Source organism: Carboxylicivirga linearis (genome assembly GCF_018271995.1).
Classification (GTDB): Bacteria; Bacteroidota; Bacteroidia; order Bacteroidales; family Marinilabiliaceae; genus Carboxylicivirga; species Carboxylicivirga linearis.
Genome location: NZ_JAGUCO010000002.1, coordinates 541,903 through 562,246, shown reverse-complemented (window position 1 = coordinate 562,246; position 20,344 = coordinate 541,903). Strand labels below are relative to the sequence as shown.

18 protein-coding genes are annotated in these 20,344 nt (G+C 35.1%); 8 read left to right on the top strand and 10 right to left on the bottom strand.

Going from position 1 to position 20,344, the window contains the following annotated elements:
- Window positions 1-154: 154 nt before the first annotated feature.
- Window positions 155-1,426, bottom strand: a complete 1,272-nt coding sequence (locus KEM10_RS05630; protein WP_212214551.1) for a DEAD/DEAH box helicase — start codon at window positions 1,424-1,426, stop codon at window positions 155-157.
- Between the two features lie 276 nt (window positions 1,427-1,702).
- Window positions 1,703-2,719: a pirin family protein gene (locus tag KEM10_RS05625; RefSeq protein WP_212214550.1), complete on the bottom strand. Its 1,017-nt coding sequence runs from the start codon at window positions 2,717-2,719 to the stop codon at window positions 1,703-1,705.
- A 107-nt stretch (window positions 2,720-2,826) separates the two neighbouring features.
- Between KEM10_RS05625 and KEM10_RS05620 the strand changes: the two genes are divergently transcribed.
- On the top strand, window positions 2,827-3,276 hold the full coding sequence (locus KEM10_RS05620; protein WP_212214549.1) for a GNAT family N-acetyltransferase: 450 nt from the start codon (window positions 2,827-2,829) through the stop codon (window positions 3,274-3,276).
- Window positions 3,277-3,355: 79 nt separating this feature from the next.
- Here the strand turns inward: KEM10_RS05620 and KEM10_RS05615 are convergent, their stop codons facing one another.
- Together KEM10_RS05615 and KEM10_RS05610 are read right to left on the bottom strand one after the other, a co-directional pair.
- Window positions 3,356-3,949 (bottom strand): ester cyclase, encoded by a 594-nt coding sequence (locus KEM10_RS05615; protein ID WP_212214548.1) that lies wholly within the window; start codon window positions 3,947-3,949, stop codon window positions 3,356-3,358.
- Window positions 3,950-4,217: 268 nt separating this feature from the next.
- Window positions 4,218-5,504, bottom strand: coding sequence for an acetylxylan esterase (locus tag KEM10_RS05610; protein WP_212214547.1), 1,287 nt, complete (start codon window positions 5,502-5,504; stop codon window positions 4,218-4,220).
- Window positions 5,505-5,822: 318 nt separating this feature from the next.
- Between KEM10_RS05610 and tdh the strand changes: the two genes are divergently transcribed.
- Entirely contained in the window at window positions 5,823-6,854 is a 1,032-nt protein-coding gene (tdh, locus tag KEM10_RS05605) for an L-threonine 3-dehydrogenase (protein WP_244825568.1), read from the top strand.
- Between the two features lie 40 nt (window positions 6,855-6,894).
- Here tdh and KEM10_RS05600 read toward each other — a convergent pair whose 3' ends face one another.
- Window positions 6,895-7,086, bottom strand: a complete 192-nt coding sequence (locus tag KEM10_RS05600; RefSeq protein WP_212214546.1) for a DUF6132 family protein — start codon at window positions 7,084-7,086, stop codon at window positions 6,895-6,897.
- A 49-nt stretch (window positions 7,087-7,135) separates the two neighbouring features.
- Here KEM10_RS05600 and KEM10_RS05595 point away from each other — a divergent pair, with 49 nt between their 5' ends.
- From KEM10_RS05595 to KEM10_RS05580, 4 genes are all read left to right on the top strand, one after another.
- The gene (locus KEM10_RS05595) at window positions 7,136-8,356 is read left to right on the top strand and encodes a hypothetical protein (protein WP_212214544.1); all 1,221 of its coding nucleotides are present in this window, start codon (window positions 7,136-7,138) and stop codon (window positions 8,354-8,356) included.
- A gap of 170 nt (window positions 8,357-8,526) precedes the next feature.
- Complete coding sequence (gene htpG / locus KEM10_RS05590) at window positions 8,527-10,581, top strand: molecular chaperone HtpG (protein WP_212214541.1); 2,055 nt, start codon at window positions 8,527-8,529, stop codon at window positions 10,579-10,581.
- Window positions 10,582-10,743: 162 nt separating this feature from the next.
- Window positions 10,744-11,319, top strand: coding sequence for an acetate uptake transporter (locus KEM10_RS05585; RefSeq protein ID WP_212214539.1), 576 nt, complete (start codon window positions 10,744-10,746; stop codon window positions 11,317-11,319).
- A gap of 170 nt (window positions 11,320-11,489) precedes the next feature.
- Window positions 11,490-12,410, top strand: coding sequence for a CPBP family intramembrane glutamic endopeptidase (locus tag KEM10_RS05580; protein ID WP_212214536.1), 921 nt, complete (start codon window positions 11,490-11,492; stop codon window positions 12,408-12,410).
- 74 nt (window positions 12,411-12,484) lie between these two features.
- Here the strand turns inward: KEM10_RS05580 and KEM10_RS05575 are convergent, their stop codons facing one another.
- The 3 genes from KEM10_RS05575 to KEM10_RS05565 are packed head-to-tail and all read right to left on the bottom strand — an operon-like array spanning window position 12,485 to window position 15,472.
- Window positions 12,485-13,111 (bottom strand): DUF4097 family beta strand repeat-containing protein, encoded by a 627-nt coding sequence (locus KEM10_RS05575; RefSeq protein ID WP_212214534.1) that lies wholly within the window; start codon window positions 13,109-13,111, stop codon window positions 12,485-12,487.
- A 52-nt stretch (window positions 13,112-13,163) separates the two neighbouring features.
- Complete coding sequence (locus KEM10_RS05570; RefSeq protein ID WP_212214532.1) at window positions 13,164-13,862, bottom strand: response regulator transcription factor; 699 nt, start codon at window positions 13,860-13,862, stop codon at window positions 13,164-13,166.
- A 5-nt stretch (window positions 13,863-13,867) separates the two neighbouring features.
- Window positions 13,868-15,472, bottom strand: coding sequence for a sensor histidine kinase (locus tag KEM10_RS05565; RefSeq protein ID WP_212214530.1), 1,605 nt, complete (start codon window positions 15,470-15,472; stop codon window positions 13,868-13,870).
- Between the two features lie 159 nt (window positions 15,473-15,631).
- Here KEM10_RS05565 and KEM10_RS05560 point away from each other — a divergent pair, with 159 nt between their 5' ends.
- Entirely contained in the window at window positions 15,632-16,594 is a 963-nt protein-coding gene (locus tag KEM10_RS05560) for a hypothetical protein (RefSeq protein ID WP_212214528.1), read from the top strand.
- Window positions 16,595-16,657: 63 nt separating this feature from the next.
- Complete coding sequence (locus KEM10_RS05555; RefSeq protein ID WP_212214526.1) at window positions 16,658-17,311, top strand: DUF3298 and DUF4163 domain-containing protein; 654 nt, start codon at window positions 16,658-16,660, stop codon at window positions 17,309-17,311.
- Window positions 17,312-17,771: 460 nt separating this feature from the next.
- Here KEM10_RS05555 and KEM10_RS05550 read toward each other — a convergent pair whose 3' ends face one another.
- Together KEM10_RS05550 and KEM10_RS05545 are read right to left on the bottom strand one after the other, a co-directional pair.
- The gene (locus KEM10_RS05550; protein WP_212214524.1) at window positions 17,772-18,518 is read right to left on the bottom strand and encodes a tetratricopeptide repeat protein; all 747 of its coding nucleotides are present in this window, start codon (window positions 18,516-18,518) and stop codon (window positions 17,772-17,774) included.
- Window positions 18,518-20,338, bottom strand: a complete 1,821-nt coding sequence (locus KEM10_RS05545; protein ID WP_212214522.1) for a BatD family protein — start codon at window positions 20,336-20,338, stop codon at window positions 18,518-18,520. The genes KEM10_RS05550 and KEM10_RS05545 overlap by 1 nt, the downstream gene beginning before the upstream one ends.
- Window positions 20,339-20,344 lie beyond the last annotated feature (6 nt).

Below are 20,344 nucleotides of genomic sequence, written 5' to 3'. Positions count from 1 at the left end.
GCGCAGCCTTGATTTTCTTTTGCTTCTGTTTTCTTGTATCAAGGCAAGAAAATGAAGTGGGGATTGGGGCAAAGCCCCATTTTAATGATTACCCAATATAAACCATACAGAGCCAAAAAAAGGATGTTCTAAAGAACATCCTCCTGTAAAGTACTTACTTACCTCTTTTTCGTCGGAATTTAGGATTTTGATCGCCGCGTTTTTTATTACGATTGGCAAAAAATTCCTGCTTCTTACGTTGTTTCTCTTTTTCAAATTCCTTCTTTTCCTCGCTGTTCATAGGTTTATCGGTCTGAGGAAAAGGATTATCGCTGACAACTTCAATTTTTTGCTTAATCAACTTCTCAATATCCTTAACATATGCGTTTTCTTCCGGCTCGCACATGGAGATGGCTATTCCCTCTTCGCCTGCACGTCCACAACGTCCGATGCGGTGTACATACGTTTCGGGTTCGTTGGGGATATCATAGTTAATAACAAAACGCAACTTGTCAATATCAATACCTCTTGCTGCAATATCTGTAGCAACCAGCACTCTAATTCTACCTTCTTTAAATTGCTTTAAAGCCTTTTGTCGCTGATTCTGACTTTTATCTCCATGAATGGCTGCACTCTCAATTTTTTTATTGCGAAGATTACGCACAATTCGGTCGGCTCCATGTTTGGTTCTGGAAAACATCAATACCTGCTCCAATTCATCGTTTTCAAGAATATGAAACAGCAGATTCTTCTTTGAACTTTTGTTGGTGGTGTATAACTGTTGTTGTATAGTTTCTGCAGTTGACGATACCGGATTAACCGTAACAGTCTTGGGGTTGACAAGAATCTGTTGCGAAAGATTTTTAATTTTTGGCGGCATAGTTGCAGAAAAGAATAACGACTGACGCTCTTTAGGCAACTTAAGCAATAGTTTTTTTATATCATGGATAAATCCCATATCCAACATACGGTCTGCCTCGTCTAATACAAAATATTTGATGTCGCGTAACGAAATATGTCCCTGATCCATCAGGTCGAGCAAACGGCCGGGTGTTGCAATTAAAATATCAGTTCCTTTTCGTAGTTGTCGTACCTGAGGGTTTTGCGGCACTCCACCAAAGATGACCGTGTTCTGCAAGTGACTGTATTTTCCATATGCTTTAAAGCTGTCACCAATTTGAATAGCCAACTCGCGCGTAGGAGTAACCACCAAAGAAGTGATTTTTCTTTTTCCTTTGGTTTGGCCAATTTCTTTTATCAAATGTTGAATGATTGGAATGGCAAAGGCTGCTGTTTTACCGGTTCCGGTTTGAGCATTACCTAATATATCTGCTTTTTCAAGTGCAAGAGGAATAGCTTTAGCCTGAATGGAAGTGGGCTCTGAATAGTTTTCATCCTTCAATGCTTTTAAAATGGCAGGATGTAATTTTAAATCTTCGAATTTCATTTATTGTTTTCTATGGATAACAAGGGCTCACAAAATAATAGTGGTGAATTAAGAGCACATTGCTACCATAGCGATGCCTTGTTGTTTTATTATAATGGGGCAAAGATACTACAATTAATGACTACAGCATTATAAAGTAGTTTTAGCTTTAAACAGACGTGTAGCTGTTAACTATGCTGATTAACTAAAAAGTAAAAACCGGGTGTGCATACTTTTTTAGTTAAGTATGATATACCACCCGACTTTTAATTAGTTTAAAGAGGTATCATTATTTTCTTATTTTACTTCTTCTCTGCCATCAGCATAAATGGCAAAACGTCCTTTCTCTCTGGGTTGAACCACTTCACCATTAGGCCAGGGCCATCCTCCAAACTGAGTTTTCTGATAATCCATAAAAGCCTGCCTGATACCAGCTTCATCATTCATAACAAACGGACCGTGTTGAACTACCGGCTCATTAATTGGTTTTCCTTGAAGAATCAACAAAAATGCCTCATCATCTCCATTAATTATTTCAATATCTTGCATTGCATCCAAGTCGGCTGAATGATATTTTTTTAAAGTGGTTTCGGCAATTGTTATTTCAGAACCTTTATAGAAATAAACTGATCTTTTAATCCCTTCAGCACCTTTAGGAAGATTAAGCTTTGCATTTGCTTCCATTTTTATTAACCAAATACCTACATAATTTTCATGGTCTGTCGCCCATGAGTCGGGGCCTGGATCTGGTGCCTGAGTGTCATTAAACACTCCGGCTATTACGGTAATTTCACTTGATTTTCCTTGATCATCAGTAATTTTTTCTTTGGGTATATCTTCAGACCAAAGCATATTATAATAAGGAGTAACCTGTTTTTTAGCTTTAGGTAGATTCAACCAAATCTGAAAAAGCTCCAGAGGATTGGGTTTGTCTTTATAAACCAATGGAAACATCTCCGCGTGTTGCAAACCCGATCCTGCCGTCATCCATTGAACATCTCCATTACCATATCTTCCGGTTGATCCGTTAGAATCGGAATGATCTACAAAACCTTCCAAAACAACTGTTACTGTTTCGAAACCACGATGGGGGTGAGCAGGAAATCCCGGAACCGTTTGTCCGTGATACATGCGCCAATCATTCTCCTGAGCAAAATCCTGACCAATACTTCGGCCATTTAATGATGCATTGGGTCCGAGTTGATCATTACCTTTGGGGTATTGATCGTTATGATGTACACAAAATAAAAAAGGATCGTTGGTAACCCAGGTAAATCCTAATGGCTTTATATTACTGACTATTGAATTATTCATGATTGCAATTTTTAAGTAAATAAGGAGAGAGGCATTCTGTTTGTTCATTCGATTTACTTATTTTAGTAATCATTAACTAAGACTGAAATCCAAGTAATTAATTACATATGCAAATTAAAAGAACGCACGCAGAAGATCCTGATTTTATTGAGCTGGTAAGGTTATTAGATGCAGATCTGGCCAAACGCGATGGAGATGAACATGCTTTTTATGCACAGTATAATAAGATTGACAATTTAAAGTATGTGGTTGTTATAGTTGATAAGGATAAGCCCATATCCTGCGGTGCCATAAAACATTATGATGAGATATCGATGGAATTAAAGCGTATGTTCACTTTGCCTACTGTACGAGGAAAAGGAGTTGCTTCATTGGTTCTGCAAGAATTAGAAATATGGACAACTCAGTTGGGATATTCACGGTGTATACTAGAAACCGGTATTCGTCAGCCTGAAGCCATAGCCTTATACAATAAGAATGGGTATAGCTTAATCCCTAATTACGGACCTTATATCAATGTGGAAGATAGTCGTTGTTTTATGAAAGAGGTAAAGTAAGAGAGGGTAAACGGCCTATGTAATTATTTAGTTAAAATAGCCGCTTACCTGCTCGGAGAAAAATCTGTTAATGATTCAATTATTCAGCTAAACCTAACTGGCGCATATAGGTAAGATTATCCCAATATAGATATTCTTCATACATCACACCTTCCTCATTCCAAAGACCAATAGTCACCATTGAAATCTTATAGGAGTTGCCGTTAGGTTCAATAAATTGACCGTCACCAATAGGCATAGGTTCTGTAAATGTGCCTTCCATTACACCCATAACTGCTGTAATGTTACCCGAACCAATAGCAATTGGATGTTGCTCAATGCGGGTATCGGGAGCGTATACAAACATAGCTGCTAAATCTTCAATATGTCTGTCTAAACCGGTAGTTGTACTTCCATCAGGCCAGTGTACTAAAATGTCTTCAGCATGGCTTTCGTGTAATCGCGTCCACTCCTGGTTAGTAAATACTTCGAAGTCCAGATCATCGAATTTAGCCAGCAACTCCTCAATGTTTGCGTTTTCGGCTGTATACTTTGCAAGTTCAGCTTGTAGTGCTTCAATTTGAGCTTTGTAATCGTCTTCTTTTTCTTTGTCTAAGTCATCTTTACAACTTACTGCAAATACTGATACAAATAATAATAAGCTCAATGTTCTGAAAATCCAATTTGTTTTCATGATTTAAATATTTAATGATTAATAATTATTGTTCATTCTTTTGTTTTAACTGAACATTGCAAAGATAGATGGAGACTGTGCCTCATGAACTTGACATTGGATAAGAAATAATATTGATGTATGGTAAGTGTATTTAATGATGTGGGTAAAATATGATGGTATTTAATGTGAATTATAGCCAAATAAAAGCCCGACATCTCTGTCGGGCCCACTCTTGTACTTAGGTTTGTTAACCTATTAACCGTATATGAAAGTCGAGTACAAATTGTTATGGAATATTACCGTTTTTTAGTGCCGGAAACCAAACCTTATCGCGCATGTGATTAAAAGGTTCTTGCGATTTATTTACATTTTGATGAGGTGAATCCACCAGTATCATAACTTCCTTGTTTTTCTTTTTTAATTGATTAAGCCCGGCAATAACCCCTTCTAAGGGACATACTTCATCAATTAATCCAACGCCTACATAAACAGGACATTTAATATTAGATACAAAGTTTGCCACATCGTAATATTTGCTGGTTTCTCTGACTTTCTCTGCATCACGTCCTCCCCAGGTGCAGTTGTACCATTGTGGCCAACCTCCTTTACGATTAACACTTGGCCCCATCATATCAAAACCAGCTGGTACCAATGCAACGCAGCTGGTAATATCAGGATGTAACCCTGCAGTCATCAGAGCCTGCATTCCACCCTGACTGGTGCCGGTAACCACCAAGGTTTCGCCATTCCAGTCTTCTCGTTGTGTTAAATATTCTGCTGCCTGATAGCAAGAAAGATACATTCTCAGAAAATAACTCTCGTCTTTATCCTCATTGCCAATCATCCAATAATCCTTTAATTCGTTTTTAAACTGATTGTCGTAAAACTCTTTTTCATTGTCAATTGGTAAGTCATGGGCAAGAATATTTAAAACCAACCATCCATCTTTGGCGTAGTATTGCACCCAATCTTTTTCGAGCGGATAAACACCAGCCCATTGGACAACCAACATGGCAGGAAGTTTTTTTCCATTGGTGGGTTTTACTAACTGACCTTGAATATGAGCTCCGCGAATGTTGTCCATTGTTATTTTATAATAATCGACTCCATCAACGTCAGAAGTTCCTTTCTTTAGTTTGGCATTATTAGGTGTTTTTTCAAGTTCTTTCACCTTCGATTCCCAAAACGCATCAAAGTCTTTGGGTTTCTTATCCGATAGTTTTATTTTGTTGGGATCGGCAATGGCACCTCCTTTGGCGTATTTAATTTCATTTTCTGCATTTTTCCAACCTATTTTAAGTAATACACTACCAGGAGAATCAAATGTGTATGAAATAATAGTGTCGTTGGGTTTAAGCAAACCTTCAGAAATTGAATTCAATGCTCCTGGAAGAATCGAATAATGCAATGAATCGAATCGGGCATCGCTGGCGAAATGAACATTCCATTCAACAGTTTCGCCTTTTTTATAGATTCCATCTGAATGATTAGGCTGTATTTTAACCTGTGCTTTGAGGGGATTGTTAGATAAAATTGCTATTAAAAAAATAGCTACATAAAGAGATTTTTTCATTTACTATCTGTTTGATTCCCGAATTTAAGGCAGGTTTTACTAATCAACAAAAACATAAGCTATTTTTAATTGTAGAAATAAGGCATTGTTCAATACTTTTTTATCATTAGGGAAAAAGTACATCAATGTTATATCTCAATTAGATGTGGAAATAGAATATTGAGATTATTGATTTTTTATTGTAGGTTAAGAAGGCATATTTTATCGAAAATAAATAAAAGAAGTGATAATAATCATAAACACTTCTCAAAACCCTTTTGCAACTTTGTTTTTTAATAATGCTGTAAGATAATTTTAACAAGTTAGAAAACATCAGTAATGGCAACAATGAAAGCGCTTGTAAAATCAAAAGCCGAAAAAGGCATTTGGTTAGAAGAGGTTAAAGTTCCGGAAATAGGACCCAATGATGTATTGATCAAAGTGAAAAAATCAGCCATCTGCGGCACTGACTTACACATATACAAATGGGATGAATGGGCTCAGAAAACCATCCCGATTGGAATGACAATTGGGCACGAATATGTTGGGCATGTTGCTCAGGTAGGTAGTGAAGTAAAGGAATTTAAAGAAGGAGACAGGGTAACCGGCGAAGGACATATTGCCTGTGGTCATTGCCGTAATTGTCGTAGAGGTCGTCAGCATATTTGCGAAAGAACCATTGGTATTGGTGTTAATATTGATGGATCATTTGCTGAGTACGTAAAAGTTCCTTCCAGCAATGTAATGAAGATTAACAAGCAAATACCGGATGAAATTCTAGCGATTATGGATCCATTCGGAAATGCTACTCACACAGCGTTATCCTTTCCTTTAATTGGTGAAGATGTGTTAATAACCGGAGCTGGTTTAATAGGAAGTATGGCAGTTTCAGTAGCTCGTTTTGCCGGGGCCAGATATGTTGTGGCAACTGAAACAAACAAATTCAGAGCAGAACTAGCTAAGAAAATGGGAGCTACTCGTGTGGTGAATCCGATCAAAGAAGATTTAAACCAAGTGATGAATGAATTAGGTATGATTGGTTTCGATATTGGTTTGGAGTGCTCCGGGTCACCCGTTGCTTTTAATCAACTAGTAGCTAGTATGTATAATTCCGGTAAAATTTCACTTTTGGGTATTTTACCTCCAAAAACAGAAGTGGATTGGAATAACATTATCTTTAAAGGTTTGACATTAAAAGGAATCTATGGCCGTGAGATGTTCGAAACCTGGTATCACATGGAGCAGATGCTAATGTCAGGTTTAGATTTATCACCTATTATTACACATCGATTTGCAATTGATGATTTCCAAAAAGGATTTGATGTGATGGAAGAGGGGAACTGTGGTAAAGTTTTATTAAACTGGGATTAGATAAATACATAAAAAAAGCTTAGCTGAATGCTAAGCTTTTTTATTTAATAGTCCAAACCAAACCTATTATACTACCATAAAGAACACTGTTAGTCGGATCTGAAGTAATGGGGCAAGAGCCCGAATTACAACCTATGAAATGATAATAAGCATATCCGCCAGCTGCTCCAATAAGCACTCCAATTAGGTTTCGGAGTTTTAAGTTTCTTTTTATTTTCTCCCAAATCTTCATTACTTTCGATTATCATATTTAACACATGCAAATATATAAAAATCTATATATGTACAAGCGTTTTTGGCTTTTCTTAACTTTATTAATATCAATTAATGCTGTAGCACAGGAAAAAACTCAATGGGTTACATTGCTTGATAGCATGCAAAATGAAAAGGATTTTAATAAAAAGAAATTTCAATTAAATCAGATTGCCGATGAAATTATTCAGCAGTGGAAACAAAGTAGTATTGATGAAATAAAGTCGTTAAGTAATAAATTATCGATTGCTAAAAGTGAAGATGGAAAGATTGGTGTTATTGTTTATTGGGCAATTACATATGCTAATACTTTGCAAATTGACTGGTTGGTAAAGGAAGATTTTACCGGAAACGGTAAGATATGGCATTTTAAAAAAGAAGTGAAGGTTAAACCATCAAAAACGTACCCCAAACTGTTTGCTACAATAGTGGATGATAATATCAATCAATTTTATAATCTGACAATATCCAATCATGCTGGAAGAGTGTATGTAACTACTGAAGATTTGCTAACCAATTGCTGGTTCGAAAATCTGTTTATTCAAGAGTCAGATGCAGCCAAAGATTCAATTAATAGCATCTTATTAGGTCGATTAAATAAGTTATGGAAAAATCCGGGTTTATTTGAGTCGGAACTTACCGGACTGAATCGAATGAAGACCATTCTTTCAGATGATAAAAAGGTTAAGATATCAACTTACAATATCGAAAAAGAAGGATTTAAGCATGAATTTTATGGTGCTGTACTCACCAAAACACAAGGTGTTGTTAAAGTTTATAACCTTACAGATGCATCGGATGATATTCGATCGCCTGAGCGGGCATCATTAAATGAGAAAAAATGGTATGGTGCCATATATCTTGATATTATCGAAGCTAAGTATAAGGATAAGACCTACTATACTTTAATTGGGTATAAAGGGCATGATGAATTTGTAAAAACAAGATTGTTGGATGTATTGATAATTCAGAATAACCGACTACGTTTTGGTGTTCCTGTTTTTAAAGAAGATCGATTAACCCGAAATCGCATGATATATCAATATTCGGCAGGTGCTACTATGATGATGCGATACGATGATAAAATGAAAATGATTGTAATGGATAATCTAGTGCCTACAGAGTCTTTCTATAAAGGTGTTTACCGATTTTACGGACCCGATTTTTCTTATAATGGGTTTAAATTTCAAAAAGGGCATTGGGAGTTTATTGAAGAAATAGACTTGCGTAATCCTAAAATCAATCATTAATATTCCATATTTCCGGCTTTTAATATTGACAAAAGGTCAAAACAATCTGTCATTTGTTCTAGTGTAGAAATGTCAAAACTGTCGCTTTGGCATGTTTTGGTATTTGGCATATGCTTTGAGTAGCTTGATGCGTTAAAATGATTTATTAAAAAATTTAAATATTAGTAACGATGCAAAAAGGACATATTGGGGTTACTACCGAGAACATTTTTCCCATCATTAAAAAGTACCTTTATTCAGATCACGAAATTTTCTTGCGTGAGTTGGTTTCTAACGCTGTTGATGCCACACAGAAACTAAAAACATTATCTTCTGTAGGTGAGTTTAAAGGTGAGATAGGAGAAACTCCTGTAAGAGTAATACTTGACGAGAAGAAAAAAACAATTACCATTTCCGACCGAGGAGTGGGAATGACTGCCGAAGAGATTGATAAATATATTAATCAAGTGGCTTTTTCAGGTGCCAATGAGTTTCTTGAAAAATATAAGAAAGATGCCAATGCTATTATTGGGCATTTTGGTTTAGGTTTCTATTCTTCGTTTATGGTTTCGAAAAAGGTTGAAATTATTACGAAATCATTTAAAGAAGATTCACAAGCAGTAAAATGGAGTTGTGATGGAAGTCCTGAATACACTTTAGAAGATGCCAAAAAAGAAGACAGAGGAACAGATATTGTTTTATACATCGATGATGAAAATAAGCAATATGCTACTAAAGCTGAGATCGACAATCTTCTGAAAAAATACTGTCGTTTCCTACCGGTAGAAGTAGTCTTTGGTAAAGAAACAGAGTGGAAAGATGGCAAAGAAGTAGAAACAGGCAACGATAATGTTGTTAACGAAACTAAGCCTTTATGGACTCGCACTCCATCTGAATTAAAGGATGAGGATTACAACAAATTCTACCGCGATTTGTATCCAATGTCTGAGGATCCGTTATTCAACATTCACTTAAATGTTGATTATCCTTTTAACCTGACAGGTGTTTTGTATTTCCCTAAGTTGAAAAACAATGTGGAGGTTCAAAAGAATAAAATTCAGTTGTATTGTAACCAGGTTTACGTAACCGATTCGGTTGAAGGAATTGTACCTGAATTTTTGACCTTGTTGCATGGTGTTCTTGACTCACCTGATATTCCATTGAACGTTTCTCGTTCTTACCTACAGAGTGATGGTAACGTTAAAAAGATTTCAAGCCATATCACCAAAAAAGTGGCAGATCGTTTAGAGGAAATCTATAAGAAAGATCGTGAAAACTTTGAGGCAAAATGGGATGATCTTAAGATTTTTGTTGAGTACGGTATGCTTACTGAAGAAAAATTTTTCGATAGAGCTAAGAAATTCTCACTACTAAAAAATACTGAAGGTAAGTGCTTTACTTTTGATGAATACAAAGATATTATTAAAGGTAGCCAAACCGATAAGAACAAACAGTTGATTTATTTATATACAACTGACATTCAGGGACAGCATAGCTTTATTGAAGCGGCTAAAAATAAAGGTTACGATGTATTGGTAATGGATGGTCAGTTAGATAGCCACTTCATTAACCACCTTGAAAGTAAATTTGAAAACTCAAGCTTTGTTCGTGTTGATGGTGACGTAGTTGATAAACTAATCCAAAAAGAAGACGAGGCTAAGTTGGATTTAACAGAACCTCAAAAAGCTGATTTAACAACTATTTTCAGCTCACAAGTACCAAATGTTGATAAGGCAAACTTTATTGTGACTTTTGAAGCATTGAGCGAGAATGACGCACCGGTAATGATTACTCAACAAGAGTTTATGCGACGCATGAAGGAAATGAGTGCCATGGGTGGCGGAGGAATGAATTTCTACGGCGAAATGCCTGATAGCTACAATTTGGTGGTTAACGGAAATCATACTTTGGTAAAACAAGTGTTGGATGCTGAGGAAAAAGAAGTGGGTGAGAAAGTATCTTCAACTCGCAGTAAAGTTGAAAGCTTAGAGAAGAAAAAAGCTGAACTTGAAAAAGCCAAAGAAGGTAAAAAAGAAGAAGAAATACCTCAGGCAGATAAAGATGAGTTAGAAGATTTGACTAAAAAGATTACTGACTTAAATGCGAAGAAGGATGAAGAACTATCTAAATTTGCTTCTAAAAATAAAGTAGTATCTCAATTAATCGACTTAGCTTTATTATCAAATAATATGCTTAAAGGTGAAGCATTAACCAAGTTTGTTAAGCGTAGTATTGATTTGATCTGATAATAGAAGAAATAACAGAATAATTAGCCTGGCAGCATTGTTGTCAGGCTTTTTTTTGTTGGGATATAAAGCATTAAAATATTTACTGAATACTTATGTTGGAATGAGTTTTTAATTATAATAATTATCTAATTTTGCGCCTTCAAAAAATAATAGGACAAAATGGAACAGAACGTTTTTATTGCAAAGGATGTAACCAATAATCCTGCGCCTCTTGGTTTAACAGGATTTGGCTTGACTACAATGCTTTTAAACTTGCACAATGCTGGATTGTTTGGGTTAGATACCATGATAATGGGAATGGGAATCATGATGGGTGGTTTGATTCAAATTATTGTAGGTATCATGGAATGGAAAAAAAATAACATGTTTGGTCAGATGGCTTTTACTTCTTATGGTGCTTTCTGGATTTCACTTGTGTTTGTATGGATACTTCCGAAAATGGGATTAGGAGATGCTCCATCATCAACTGCTATGGGTTATTACCTTGGCGTTTGGGGAGTATTTACTTTAGGATTATGGATTGCAACTTTAAAAATGTCAAAAACAATGATTTGGCTTTTTGGTACAGTTGTCGTTTTGTTTGCTTTACTGTCATTAGCTAGTTTCACAGGTAGTCATCTGATTCATACTATTGCCGGTATTGAAGGGGTTATTTGTGGTGCAAGTGCATTATATATTGCCATTGCAACCTTATTGTTGGAAACGTATGGTAGAAAGGTTTTGCCTTTACCCTAATCTGAAACAAGATATTTAGAACGCCCTAATATTCTTAGGGCGTTTTTATTTGACGTTAATCCTAAAATATTGATAACTGATCAATAAGTATATAACGAAAGATTAGACTGTATTAACTTTATCCGACATTCGTAATCTTTAGTACCAGAAAAAAATAGTCAAATAATTTTATGAAACATTTAGAGAGTGCCCTGAAGACTAAAAATGATTGGTGGGCTTATCTGGTAATTATTGTTGTATCTTTTTTTATAGCGCAGGTTGTTGGTGGAATACCTTTAGGTATAGTTCTGGCAACAGCTGATGGTGGGATGCAAGCCTTAAGTGAGGGAAATGTAATTGATTTTACTAGTTTAGGAATTAATTCATCTTTTGGTTTGGCTTTAATAGTCATTCCTTTTATAGTTTCCTTTTTTACGTTAAAAGCTTTAGTAAAACCTCTTCATCAAAGATCATTTACTCAAGTTATAAACGGTAGAGGTAAAGTTCGTTATCGTCGTATTTTTTATGGCTTTTTAATTTGGGGCATCATTACAGTATTTTCAATTCTGGTTGATTATTATATGAATATTGGTAATTATCAGGTACGATTTGATCCTAAAGCATTAATAGTATTAACACTGGTAGCTTTCTTAATGCTTCCATTTCAAACTTTTTTTGAAGAGATATTTGTTAGAGGGTATTTAGCACAAGGGGTAGGTGCTTTAACCAAAAACAGGATAGCCGTTTTAATTATCCCTTCCATGGCATTTGCCTTGTTGCATGCCGTTAATCCAGAGGTTGTGAAGCACGGGTTCTGGTTAATGATGTCGCAATATTTTGCCATTGGGTTAATTTTTGCACTTACGTCTGTGTTAGACGATGGTATTGAATTAGCAATGGGTGCACATGCAGCAAATAATATCTTTGTAAGTATTTTGGTTACTAGTAAAAGTAGTGCTCTTCAAACTGATTCGTTGTTGCGAGATATGAATGATGTTGTTAGTTGGGATGATTTATATTCGGTATTATTATTGGGGCTTGTTTTTATTGGTCTATTTGGGTTTAAATACAAATGGAAGTGGAAAACCTTAACGAAGAAAATAGAGCTCTGATTGAGTAATAAAATACAAAACCGACATTGAAGAATCGAATGTCGGTTTTTTTTATGTTTTGACTTATGGTTGATTTATCTTACACTACCTGAAATTGTTGAGATGTTGCGATTGCCTTTGAGGTTATTAATTCGGAAATCACCTGAAATAGAAGAACCATCAAAATTACCATCTACATCAGAAATAGACTGATCGCCAGAGATGGAACTTAGCTTTAAATTTCCTTTAATATCTTTTACCTCAATATCACCAGATACAGTGTTTCCTTTTAAATTACTGCCAATCTTTTCTGCTAAAACATCACCCGAAACAGTGTTGAATTTTACAAACTTCTGACCTACCCCTTGGATAATTACATTACCACTAACAGTATTTAAACTAACATCTGTCATGGCCGGCATTGTCAATTTAAATTTCCCCGAAGCATTGCCTTTTGATCGTTTAGGGTGTTCAACAGAAACATATAAAGTTGTACCCTTTTTTATTGCCTTAATTTCGTATTCCTGGTTGGAGTTCGAGTAGCGGACATAACCATCAACTGTTACCTTATTTCCTTCGCTTTCATAGATTTCAATATCGCTAAAAATAGTGTTGATTTCTACAGTTGTTATGTTTTCAAACGACTCATTAATGGTTACCTCCTGAGCGGATGTATACCTACCAACTGATAAAAGAATTAGAATGAATAAAAATTTTTGCATCTGTCTTTAAATTTTTGTTACCAGTTATACGACGCTTACAGTTGTTTAATAGTTACAGTTGTATGGTACTTAGTTGATAACCACTTCCATGAATATTTATTATTTCCACATTAGGAACGTCTTTTAGGTATTTTCTTAATTTGGTAATATAAACATCCATACTCCTGGTTGTAAAATATCCGGTTTCACCCCATACTTGTTTTAAGGCAGTATCTCTGGCCAATACTTTGTTTTCAGTCTGGCATAATAACATTAGTAAATCTGCTTCTTTGGGCGATAATTTATGCTTCTGGTCGCGGAATTCTATGTAACGAAGCGAGTGGTTAAACTTAGCTTCACCAATGTCATAAAACTCCTTGGTTTCCTTACTTTCGCTTGATTTTTTACGGTTAAGGATGGCATTTAACTTGTAAATTAAAATTTCAGAATCAAAAGGCTTGGTGATATAATCATCTGCTCCGGTTCTAAATCCTTCCAGTACATCTTCCTTCATTACTTTTGCGGTTAGAAAAACAATAGGAATATCTGCGTTGGTTTCCTTTATCTGGCGGGCAATAGTAAATCCATCAACATTGGGTAGCATAACATCAAGTACGCAAATGTCATATTCCGATTCTTTGAATTTTTGATAGGCTAACATTCCATCTTTCACCCAGGTAACTAAAAATCCATTTATTTCGAGGTAAGCTTTCATGACCGTACCAAAATTACGATCATCTTCAACCATAAAAACCTTCTTAACTTCTGCCATGTGTGTTATTCGTTATAAGGAAGAAAAATACTAAATTCTGTTCCCTGATTGATTTTACTTTTTACTGATATTGTTCCGTCATGAGCTTCCACAACAGCTTTTACATAGCTTAAGCCCAAACCAAAACCTTTGATATTATGAATATTTCCACCTGTAGCGCGGTAGAATTTTTCAAATATTTTATTTTGCTGTTCTTTGCTCATTCCTATACCTTTATCCTTCACTTTAAGTACCAACCCATTATTGGTGTTTTGCGTTGATACATGTACTTCTGGTGTCTTATCGGAATATTTTAAAGCATTTTCAAGCAAATTCACAACTAAGTTACCAAAATGTACCTGATCCACTTTAAAAACCGATAATTCGGCCTTGAGCTGATGAGTGATTGTTCCTCCAGTTTCATTCATCAGTAATTGTATACTATCGATGGCCTGAAGAATGATTTCGTGAATATCCTGCGGACTCTTAACCACACTAAAGTCTTTCTTTTCTATCAGCGACATTTGCAATACCCTCTCCACATGGCTGTTCATTCTACTGTTTTCTTCCTTTATAATTTTAAGAAAGTTTTTCATTTGGTTCTCGTTTCCTAAAATCATTGGATTTAAAATGCTATCGGTGGCCAGACTTATGGTTGCAATAGGAGTTTTAAACTCATGGGTCATGTTATTGATAAAGTCGGTTTTTATCTGCGAAACCTTTTTCTGATTTAATATCATTCGAATGGTTAAGAAAAAGGTGATCAAGATAAAAATGGTAAAGATGGTTGACAGAAATAACATCCATCCTTGTGTTTTGTATAAGTAGGTTGCCATATCAGGAAAATAAACAACCAACTCATATGGCGAAATGCTTCTGAAAATATCACGGGGAAAAAGGTTAACAGCAATAGCTGAATTTTTTTTGGCTGTTTCAAGATCAAAATCCGAGGAATGGTATTGAAGTAGTTTTCTCGAATATTGATCAAATACACCGTATTCAAAATCGGTATCTATACCATTCTGATTAAGTTCGTCGTTAATTACATCTGATATATTCTTCAGATTCAATCTGTTTTGTAGTGGATTATGACGGTTTTTTATTTCATACTGCATTTGATTAAATATCTCTATCAATGCATTGTCTTTCTTGCTTACACCTTCCAATACATCGTTAATAGAGTCTTCAATTTGGTTCATTTGAACCTCCAGGTCCTGAAGGTTGATAGAGGGACCGCCTGCGCTTATCCATACTTTTTGTTCTCTGCTGTTAGGACCAATTTCAACATGCGCCTCTATGCGAGCTCCATTCTTAGTAATAACAGTATCTTGCTTAAATTTATAGGTGCCGTTCGAAAGTTTTTGTTGTATCACCACTTTGCTTGAATCAATAGTCCTCTTAGAGGGGCGAATTGTATTCATGTTAGGAAAGAAGCTGTTATAAAGAAACTGTGCATTGTACTCCTTTTCCAGCCTTTTAACTGTATTATCAAGAGCTTCGTAGGCACTAACATGAAATTTTTCGCGTTGAACTTTAATTGACTGCTTGATCCAAAGATATTGAGCAGCAATAATTCCCAACAGCGAGAGACTCATTAATAATATTAATCCAAGTATTGACTTACGTTTCATAGGCATTGCTTTCAGGTGTAAAGATAATAGATTACCTTATGCATCAGAAAGAACTTAACTTTTCATTAACTCTTTTTAACCGAAGCTTAACCGTATTGAAATCAGGGTGTTTGTAGCTTTGTAAACAGTAAGGAATGGTTTTAATTAATACTCCAAATTATGGCAAAAAACTACAAAAAAAGAAATCCTTTGTCGATATTGATATTGGCATTGATGATGATAAGTTGTTTTTCAACTTTTGCTCAACAAAAAGTAGTAAAGGTGAAGGTGGTGACGGATGGTGACTCAGCTACTGTTAAAATTGATTCAACATTTACAGAAGAGGTGATGGTCTTTGATTTTGATGAAGACGCAATGCATATGAATATTGATAGTATTGTAGAAGCACATACAAAAGGTTTGGATAAGAAAATGCAAGTGCTAGCCTTTAAAATGGACTCTTTGACTGATATGGATTTCAATTTCAATTTTGAAGGCAATATGGAAGAGATGCATAAGGAAATTGAGAGAATAATGAAGGAGAAGGGTATTGAAATGGAAGATTTGGAAGGTTTTGATATTGCTGAACCTCATAAAATGATTTTTATTGGAGAAGGAGTTGGTGAAAATACTGTTGATGTAGAAAGTTTTGTGGATGAAGAAGGTAATCATGTAAAGGTGATAAAGAAAACTATTCAGGTTAGAGATGGGGAAGAAGGAGATGATAAAACCTCCTATGTAATTAAATCGGTTAGGGATGGAGCACCTGTTAAATGGCACACAAAAACTACTGTTTCAATTGAGCCCATTCCTATGGACGAAGTAGCTTTTTTGAAAAAGATAGGTGTATCGACAAAAAAATTATTAAATGAACCACTTGATGTAAGGGAATTTCAAGTGAAGGTGGAGAAAAAGATAGAAAATGAGTTGAAACAAACTTTACTGCATATTGAGTGTATTTTACCCGAAGGTGGAAAATATGATGTAGAAATGATTAAAAAGGATGGTGAGATTGCCAGTAAAGAAGAAAAAGTACCATCGGGTGAAATGAAAAAGGAATTTGAAGTAACAGATGAGGAGTCTCCTTATTATCTCATCTTATCGAAAAATAATAAAATCTTCGGAAGAAAGATTACTTTATAGGTTTTAGGTTTAAGTTTAGGAAGAACGTTTGTAAATTGATGACATAATTTACAAACGTTTTTTATGAAATTTACTTTAATTCTGGCGGCTTCATTACTTCTGTTAGCATCATGTAATTGTACAAGAACTTCAAATGATGAATGGAGATATGAAGTCAAGCAAGTATCTGAAGAGACAGATAATTTTAAGCAGTTATTTAATTACCCTGTTTTTAACAATGAGTTTATTGATGGTATTGTGTTAACTGAAATTGAAAAAGAAAGTAAACAATTTAAATCGGATATAGGGGTAGAGCGTATTTCCGAAAATTGGAAAAATGAACAAGTGGTTAATGTAGAGGTTTTTACGTCAAATGATGGAAAGGTGTCTTTGCTGTTTTATAATTATCTGTTTACTGGAGGTGCGCATGGAAATACATTGTTGAAATCCTACGTAATTGATGCTAATACTAAGGAGTTGATTGATTTAGCAGATGTTCTTAAAGGTTCATATTTTGAAAATCTTCAAGCACAAAGCCGGAAACAGCTGAAGAAGAAGTTAGGTTATGAAGGATTTGTGGATGAAGGTACAGAAACCTTAAGCGATTTTTCTCATTTTGTTCTGTCAAATGATTCAATACAATTTTACTTTCCTCAATATCAGGTGGCATCCTATGCCGACGGTATACAAGAAATATCTTTTTCTCTTCAAGAATTACTAAAAGAAGGAAATAAATAGTTTTTAAAAACTGTAATTATTCCATAGAACGAACAAATTTCCAAATAATGGAATGAGTGGAGGCGGGTGATTTTATTAAATATCAGTATATCAATGTTATATAATTTTTGGCAAGGGTATTGAAATACTACTCGCAAAGATTAATGATATGGTTTCAATAACAATAGTTGGTATAGTCTTAGGAATGTTCATGTGTTGGTACATTATAGACGAACTGGTTATTAATAAAGATAAGTAGATTGATGCAGACCACGCCCGTGGTCCATCAATCGGTAGTTTGGGTGTTTTATGAAAAACCTCTTCATCAACGGATGAAAGAGGTTTTTTGCTTTTTACTAGGTATCTTTTAAATCTTACTTATGATATACTATTAAAAAGAAAAGACCTGTCAAAATGTATCCACATTCCAACAGGTCTTTCATATTCTAAATAATCAAAGATCTATCGATTCTTCTAGATGTTAGATGATAGTTATAGCCTCTTCTTTAATCCATCCAATATTGCCATTACCCATTTCAATTTCCTTCCAGGAGCCAAGGGTACTTAATATTTTTATTTTTGTTCCTTCATGTAGAATAAATATTTCTGTTCCACTTTCATCTGGTGAACTTTTAACCGTAACCGTTGGACTAAATACAATGGCATGATCACGGTTAATGAGTTTATCTCTTTGTTTGTACGCAAATGATAGCGTTACAATTACATGAATTAGAAATATTATTCCGAAGTAAAAACCAATCTTTTTTAATACTACTGAACGTGAATAAATGAAAAAAGCAGCTCCAATTAAGGTTAATATAAAGCAGCCTATTCCCACATAAGCCCAAAAGTCTGATGTTGCTTTGTTACGAAATGAGGTGATCCATTTAGTAATAAAAATCTCCCCTACGTCTTCAATTTTATCAGCTGTTTGGCTGTATGCTAATTCAAGGTTGTACTGTATATCTTTATCGTGAGGCTTAAGGAGTAATGCCCGTTCATAATTTAATATAGCATTGGCCAACTCACCGTTTTTATAATAGGCATTACCCAGGTTATAATACAGGTTACCACTTTCCATGCCGGTTTGAAGGATCTCGTTATAGCTTGAAATAGCCTCCTCAAATTCACCATTAATATAATGATTATTGGCTTTTTCAAATCTTCCGTCTTGAGCAGATAAAGCAAGCGGAATAAATAATAGTATGGATAAAATATATCGTTTCATTATTTTCTTTTTATTTGATTTTCCAACTTACTTATAGTATTAATTGTTTTTTGATACAATTTGTCCATTTCACTGGTGCCTGAAGCTGGAGCATAACGGGCAAATTCACATGTATCCATAATATCAATAATTTCAGTAATTACATCTCTTTGTACATTTGAATTACTAAGCTCATCACTAATATTATCTTTTGAAAGTTTAGCCAATGGAATGGTTAATTTATCACTCATATAGCCCCATAAAGCTCTTAGTAACTCTTCATAAAATGCTTCTTTTTGTCCCGCTTTAAGGAAATGAGCCGATTGTTTCAAGCGTTTTTTCGCTACTTTATTAGCTCGCTTGGTTTTGGTTAATTGAATATTGGCATTTTCCTTTATTTTCTTACGGTAAACAATAAAAAGTAAAATAAACAGGAAGAATGGCGCTAATAATAATGAGAAGAAACTTAAACTACCCAATATAAAGGTGCCTATTGGTTTTAACCTGGCATTACCTGTTTTAATAAAACGGATGTCTTTACCAATAAACTTTACATTTTCTTTGGTAACGGTTGATCTAACAACAGTACTGTTTCCGGTTTCGCCACCTTCACCTTTTGCTACATTAATGGTAATATCTTGCGAGTTACTTGTTTTGTAAGTTCCGCTTGATGGATCAAAATAGCTAAACTTGATTGATGGAATGGTGAATGTTCCGGCATGTCGAGGAATAAGCAAATACTCATATGTTTTGCTTCCTTTCATACCTGCAATCGAATTGGTAGTGTTGTTGGCAATTTTTGGGTCAAAATCATCAAAATCAGCCGGGAATTTTATTTCCGGATCTTCAATAAATTTATGGTTCCCGGTTCCATCAACTGTTATTTTTAATGTAATACCATCGTTTATTTCTGCTTCTGTTTTGTTCACTGAAGCTGTCATGTTTAAACGGCCTACACCTCCTGAGAATCCTTCAGGTCTGCCTGCAGGAAGCGGCTTTACATTAATGGTAATTGGTTTTGACTTAACTGATTTTTTAACGCTTCGGTAATTTGATTCAAAGAAATCATCAAAAATGCTTCTTGATCGACGAGCAGTTCGCTGACGAACCAAAAATTCAATTTCAGTAGGTTCAATGGTTAATTTACCAGACTTCTGAGGGAACAACAACTTCTGCTGATAAGTACCAACATTGTATGTCCGACCATTTATGTTTTCAATTGACCAATTGATTCCCTCTGGTTGTTTTAATTCCTGAGTAATGAACGAACTTAAATTGGGTTGTTTGATATCTGATAATCCATCTAACTGAACTTTGGTATAAATTTTTGTTGTTAGTACCAATGACTCATTCTGATATACTGATTTCTTAGAAGGTGTTACGGTAATAAACAAATCATCACTGGAAGCTGCACTTGAAGGTGCACTTTGTCCCTGACTTGGTTGTTGACTTTGAGTGCCGGCTTTTACAACTTCTATATCAATTGCATTAGATTCAATCTTTTCCCCATCAACTTTAATGGAAGCTGGAGGAATATTGTAGTTTCCTTCCTTTTCTGCCTTTAAAACATAGGTAAACGAATACGTTGTTTCGCGTGTAACTTTACCATTAATTATGGAAGTGCTTTGTGAGTAGGAAGTACTTGGACCCATTAAAATCTGAAAATTATCAGTGTTTCCAAGTCTTATATCCGATCCTTCAGCATTTAATGTGTATACCAACTGAAACTTGTCTCCGGCAACCACTGCCTGAGGAGCACGAGCTGTAAATTTAGCATCTTGTGCGCTCAAGGGTTTGGCTATCCCTGCAATCATCAGTGTTAAGAGGAAGATTATTCTCATTTTTTC

Coding starts and splice junctions, on each gene's coding strand:
- KEM10_RS05625 (WP_212214550.1), bottom strand. CDS start 2,719: ATGAATAATTCAATAGTCAGTAATATAAAGCCATTAGGATTTACCTGG.
- KEM10_RS05575 (WP_212214534.1), bottom strand. CDS start 13,111: ATGCAAAAATTTTTATTCATTCTAATTCTTTTATCAGTTGGTAGGTAT.
- KEM10_RS05615 (WP_212214548.1), bottom strand. CDS start 3,949: ATGAAAACAAATTGGATTTTCAGAACATTGAGCTTATTATTATTTGTA.
- KEM10_RS05620 (WP_212214549.1), top strand. CDS start 2,827: ATGCAAATTAAAAGAACGCACGCAGAAGATCCTGATTTTATTGAGCTG.
- KEM10_RS05555 (WP_212214526.1), top strand. CDS start 16,658: ATGAAATTTACTTTAATTCTGGCGGCTTCATTACTTCTGTTAGCATCA.
- KEM10_RS05565 (WP_212214530.1), bottom strand. CDS start 15,472: ATGAAACGTAAGTCAATACTTGGATTAATATTATTAATGAGTCTCTCG.
- tdh (WP_244825568.1), top strand. CDS start 5,823: ATGGCAACAATGAAAGCGCTTGTAAAATCAAAAGCCGAAAAAGGCATT.
- KEM10_RS05600 (WP_212214546.1), bottom strand. CDS start 7,086: ATGAAGATTTGGGAGAAAATAAAAAGAAACTTAAAACTCCGAAACCTA.
- KEM10_RS05580 (WP_212214536.1), top strand. CDS start 11,490: ATGAAACATTTAGAGAGTGCCCTGAAGACTAAAAATGATTGGTGGGCT.
- KEM10_RS05595 (WP_212214544.1), top strand. CDS start 7,136: ATGTACAAGCGTTTTTGGCTTTTCTTAACTTTATTAATATCAATTAAT.
- KEM10_RS05630 (WP_212214551.1), bottom strand. CDS start 1,426: ATGAAATTCGAAGATTTAAAATTACATCCTGCCATTTTAAAAGCATTG.
- KEM10_RS05545 (WP_212214522.1), bottom strand. CDS start 20,338: ATGAGAATAATCTTCCTCTTAACACTGATGATTGCAGGGATAGCCAAA.
- KEM10_RS05550 (WP_212214524.1), bottom strand. CDS start 18,518: ATGAAACGATATATTTTATCCATACTATTATTTATTCCGCTTGCTTTA.
- KEM10_RS05570 (WP_212214532.1), bottom strand. CDS start 13,862: ATGGCAGAAGTTAAGAAGGTTTTTATGGTTGAAGATGATCGTAATTTT.
- htpG (WP_212214541.1), top strand. CDS start 8,527: ATGCAAAAAGGACATATTGGGGTTACTACCGAGAACATTTTTCCCATC.
- KEM10_RS05560 (WP_212214528.1), top strand. CDS start 15,632: ATGGCAAAAAACTACAAAAAAAGAAATCCTTTGTCGATATTGATATTG.
- KEM10_RS05585 (WP_212214539.1), top strand. CDS start 10,744: ATGGAACAGAACGTTTTTATTGCAAAGGATGTAACCAATAATCCTGCG.
- KEM10_RS05610 (WP_212214547.1), bottom strand. CDS start 5,504: ATGAAAAAATCTCTTTATGTAGCTATTTTTTTAATAGCAATTTTATCT.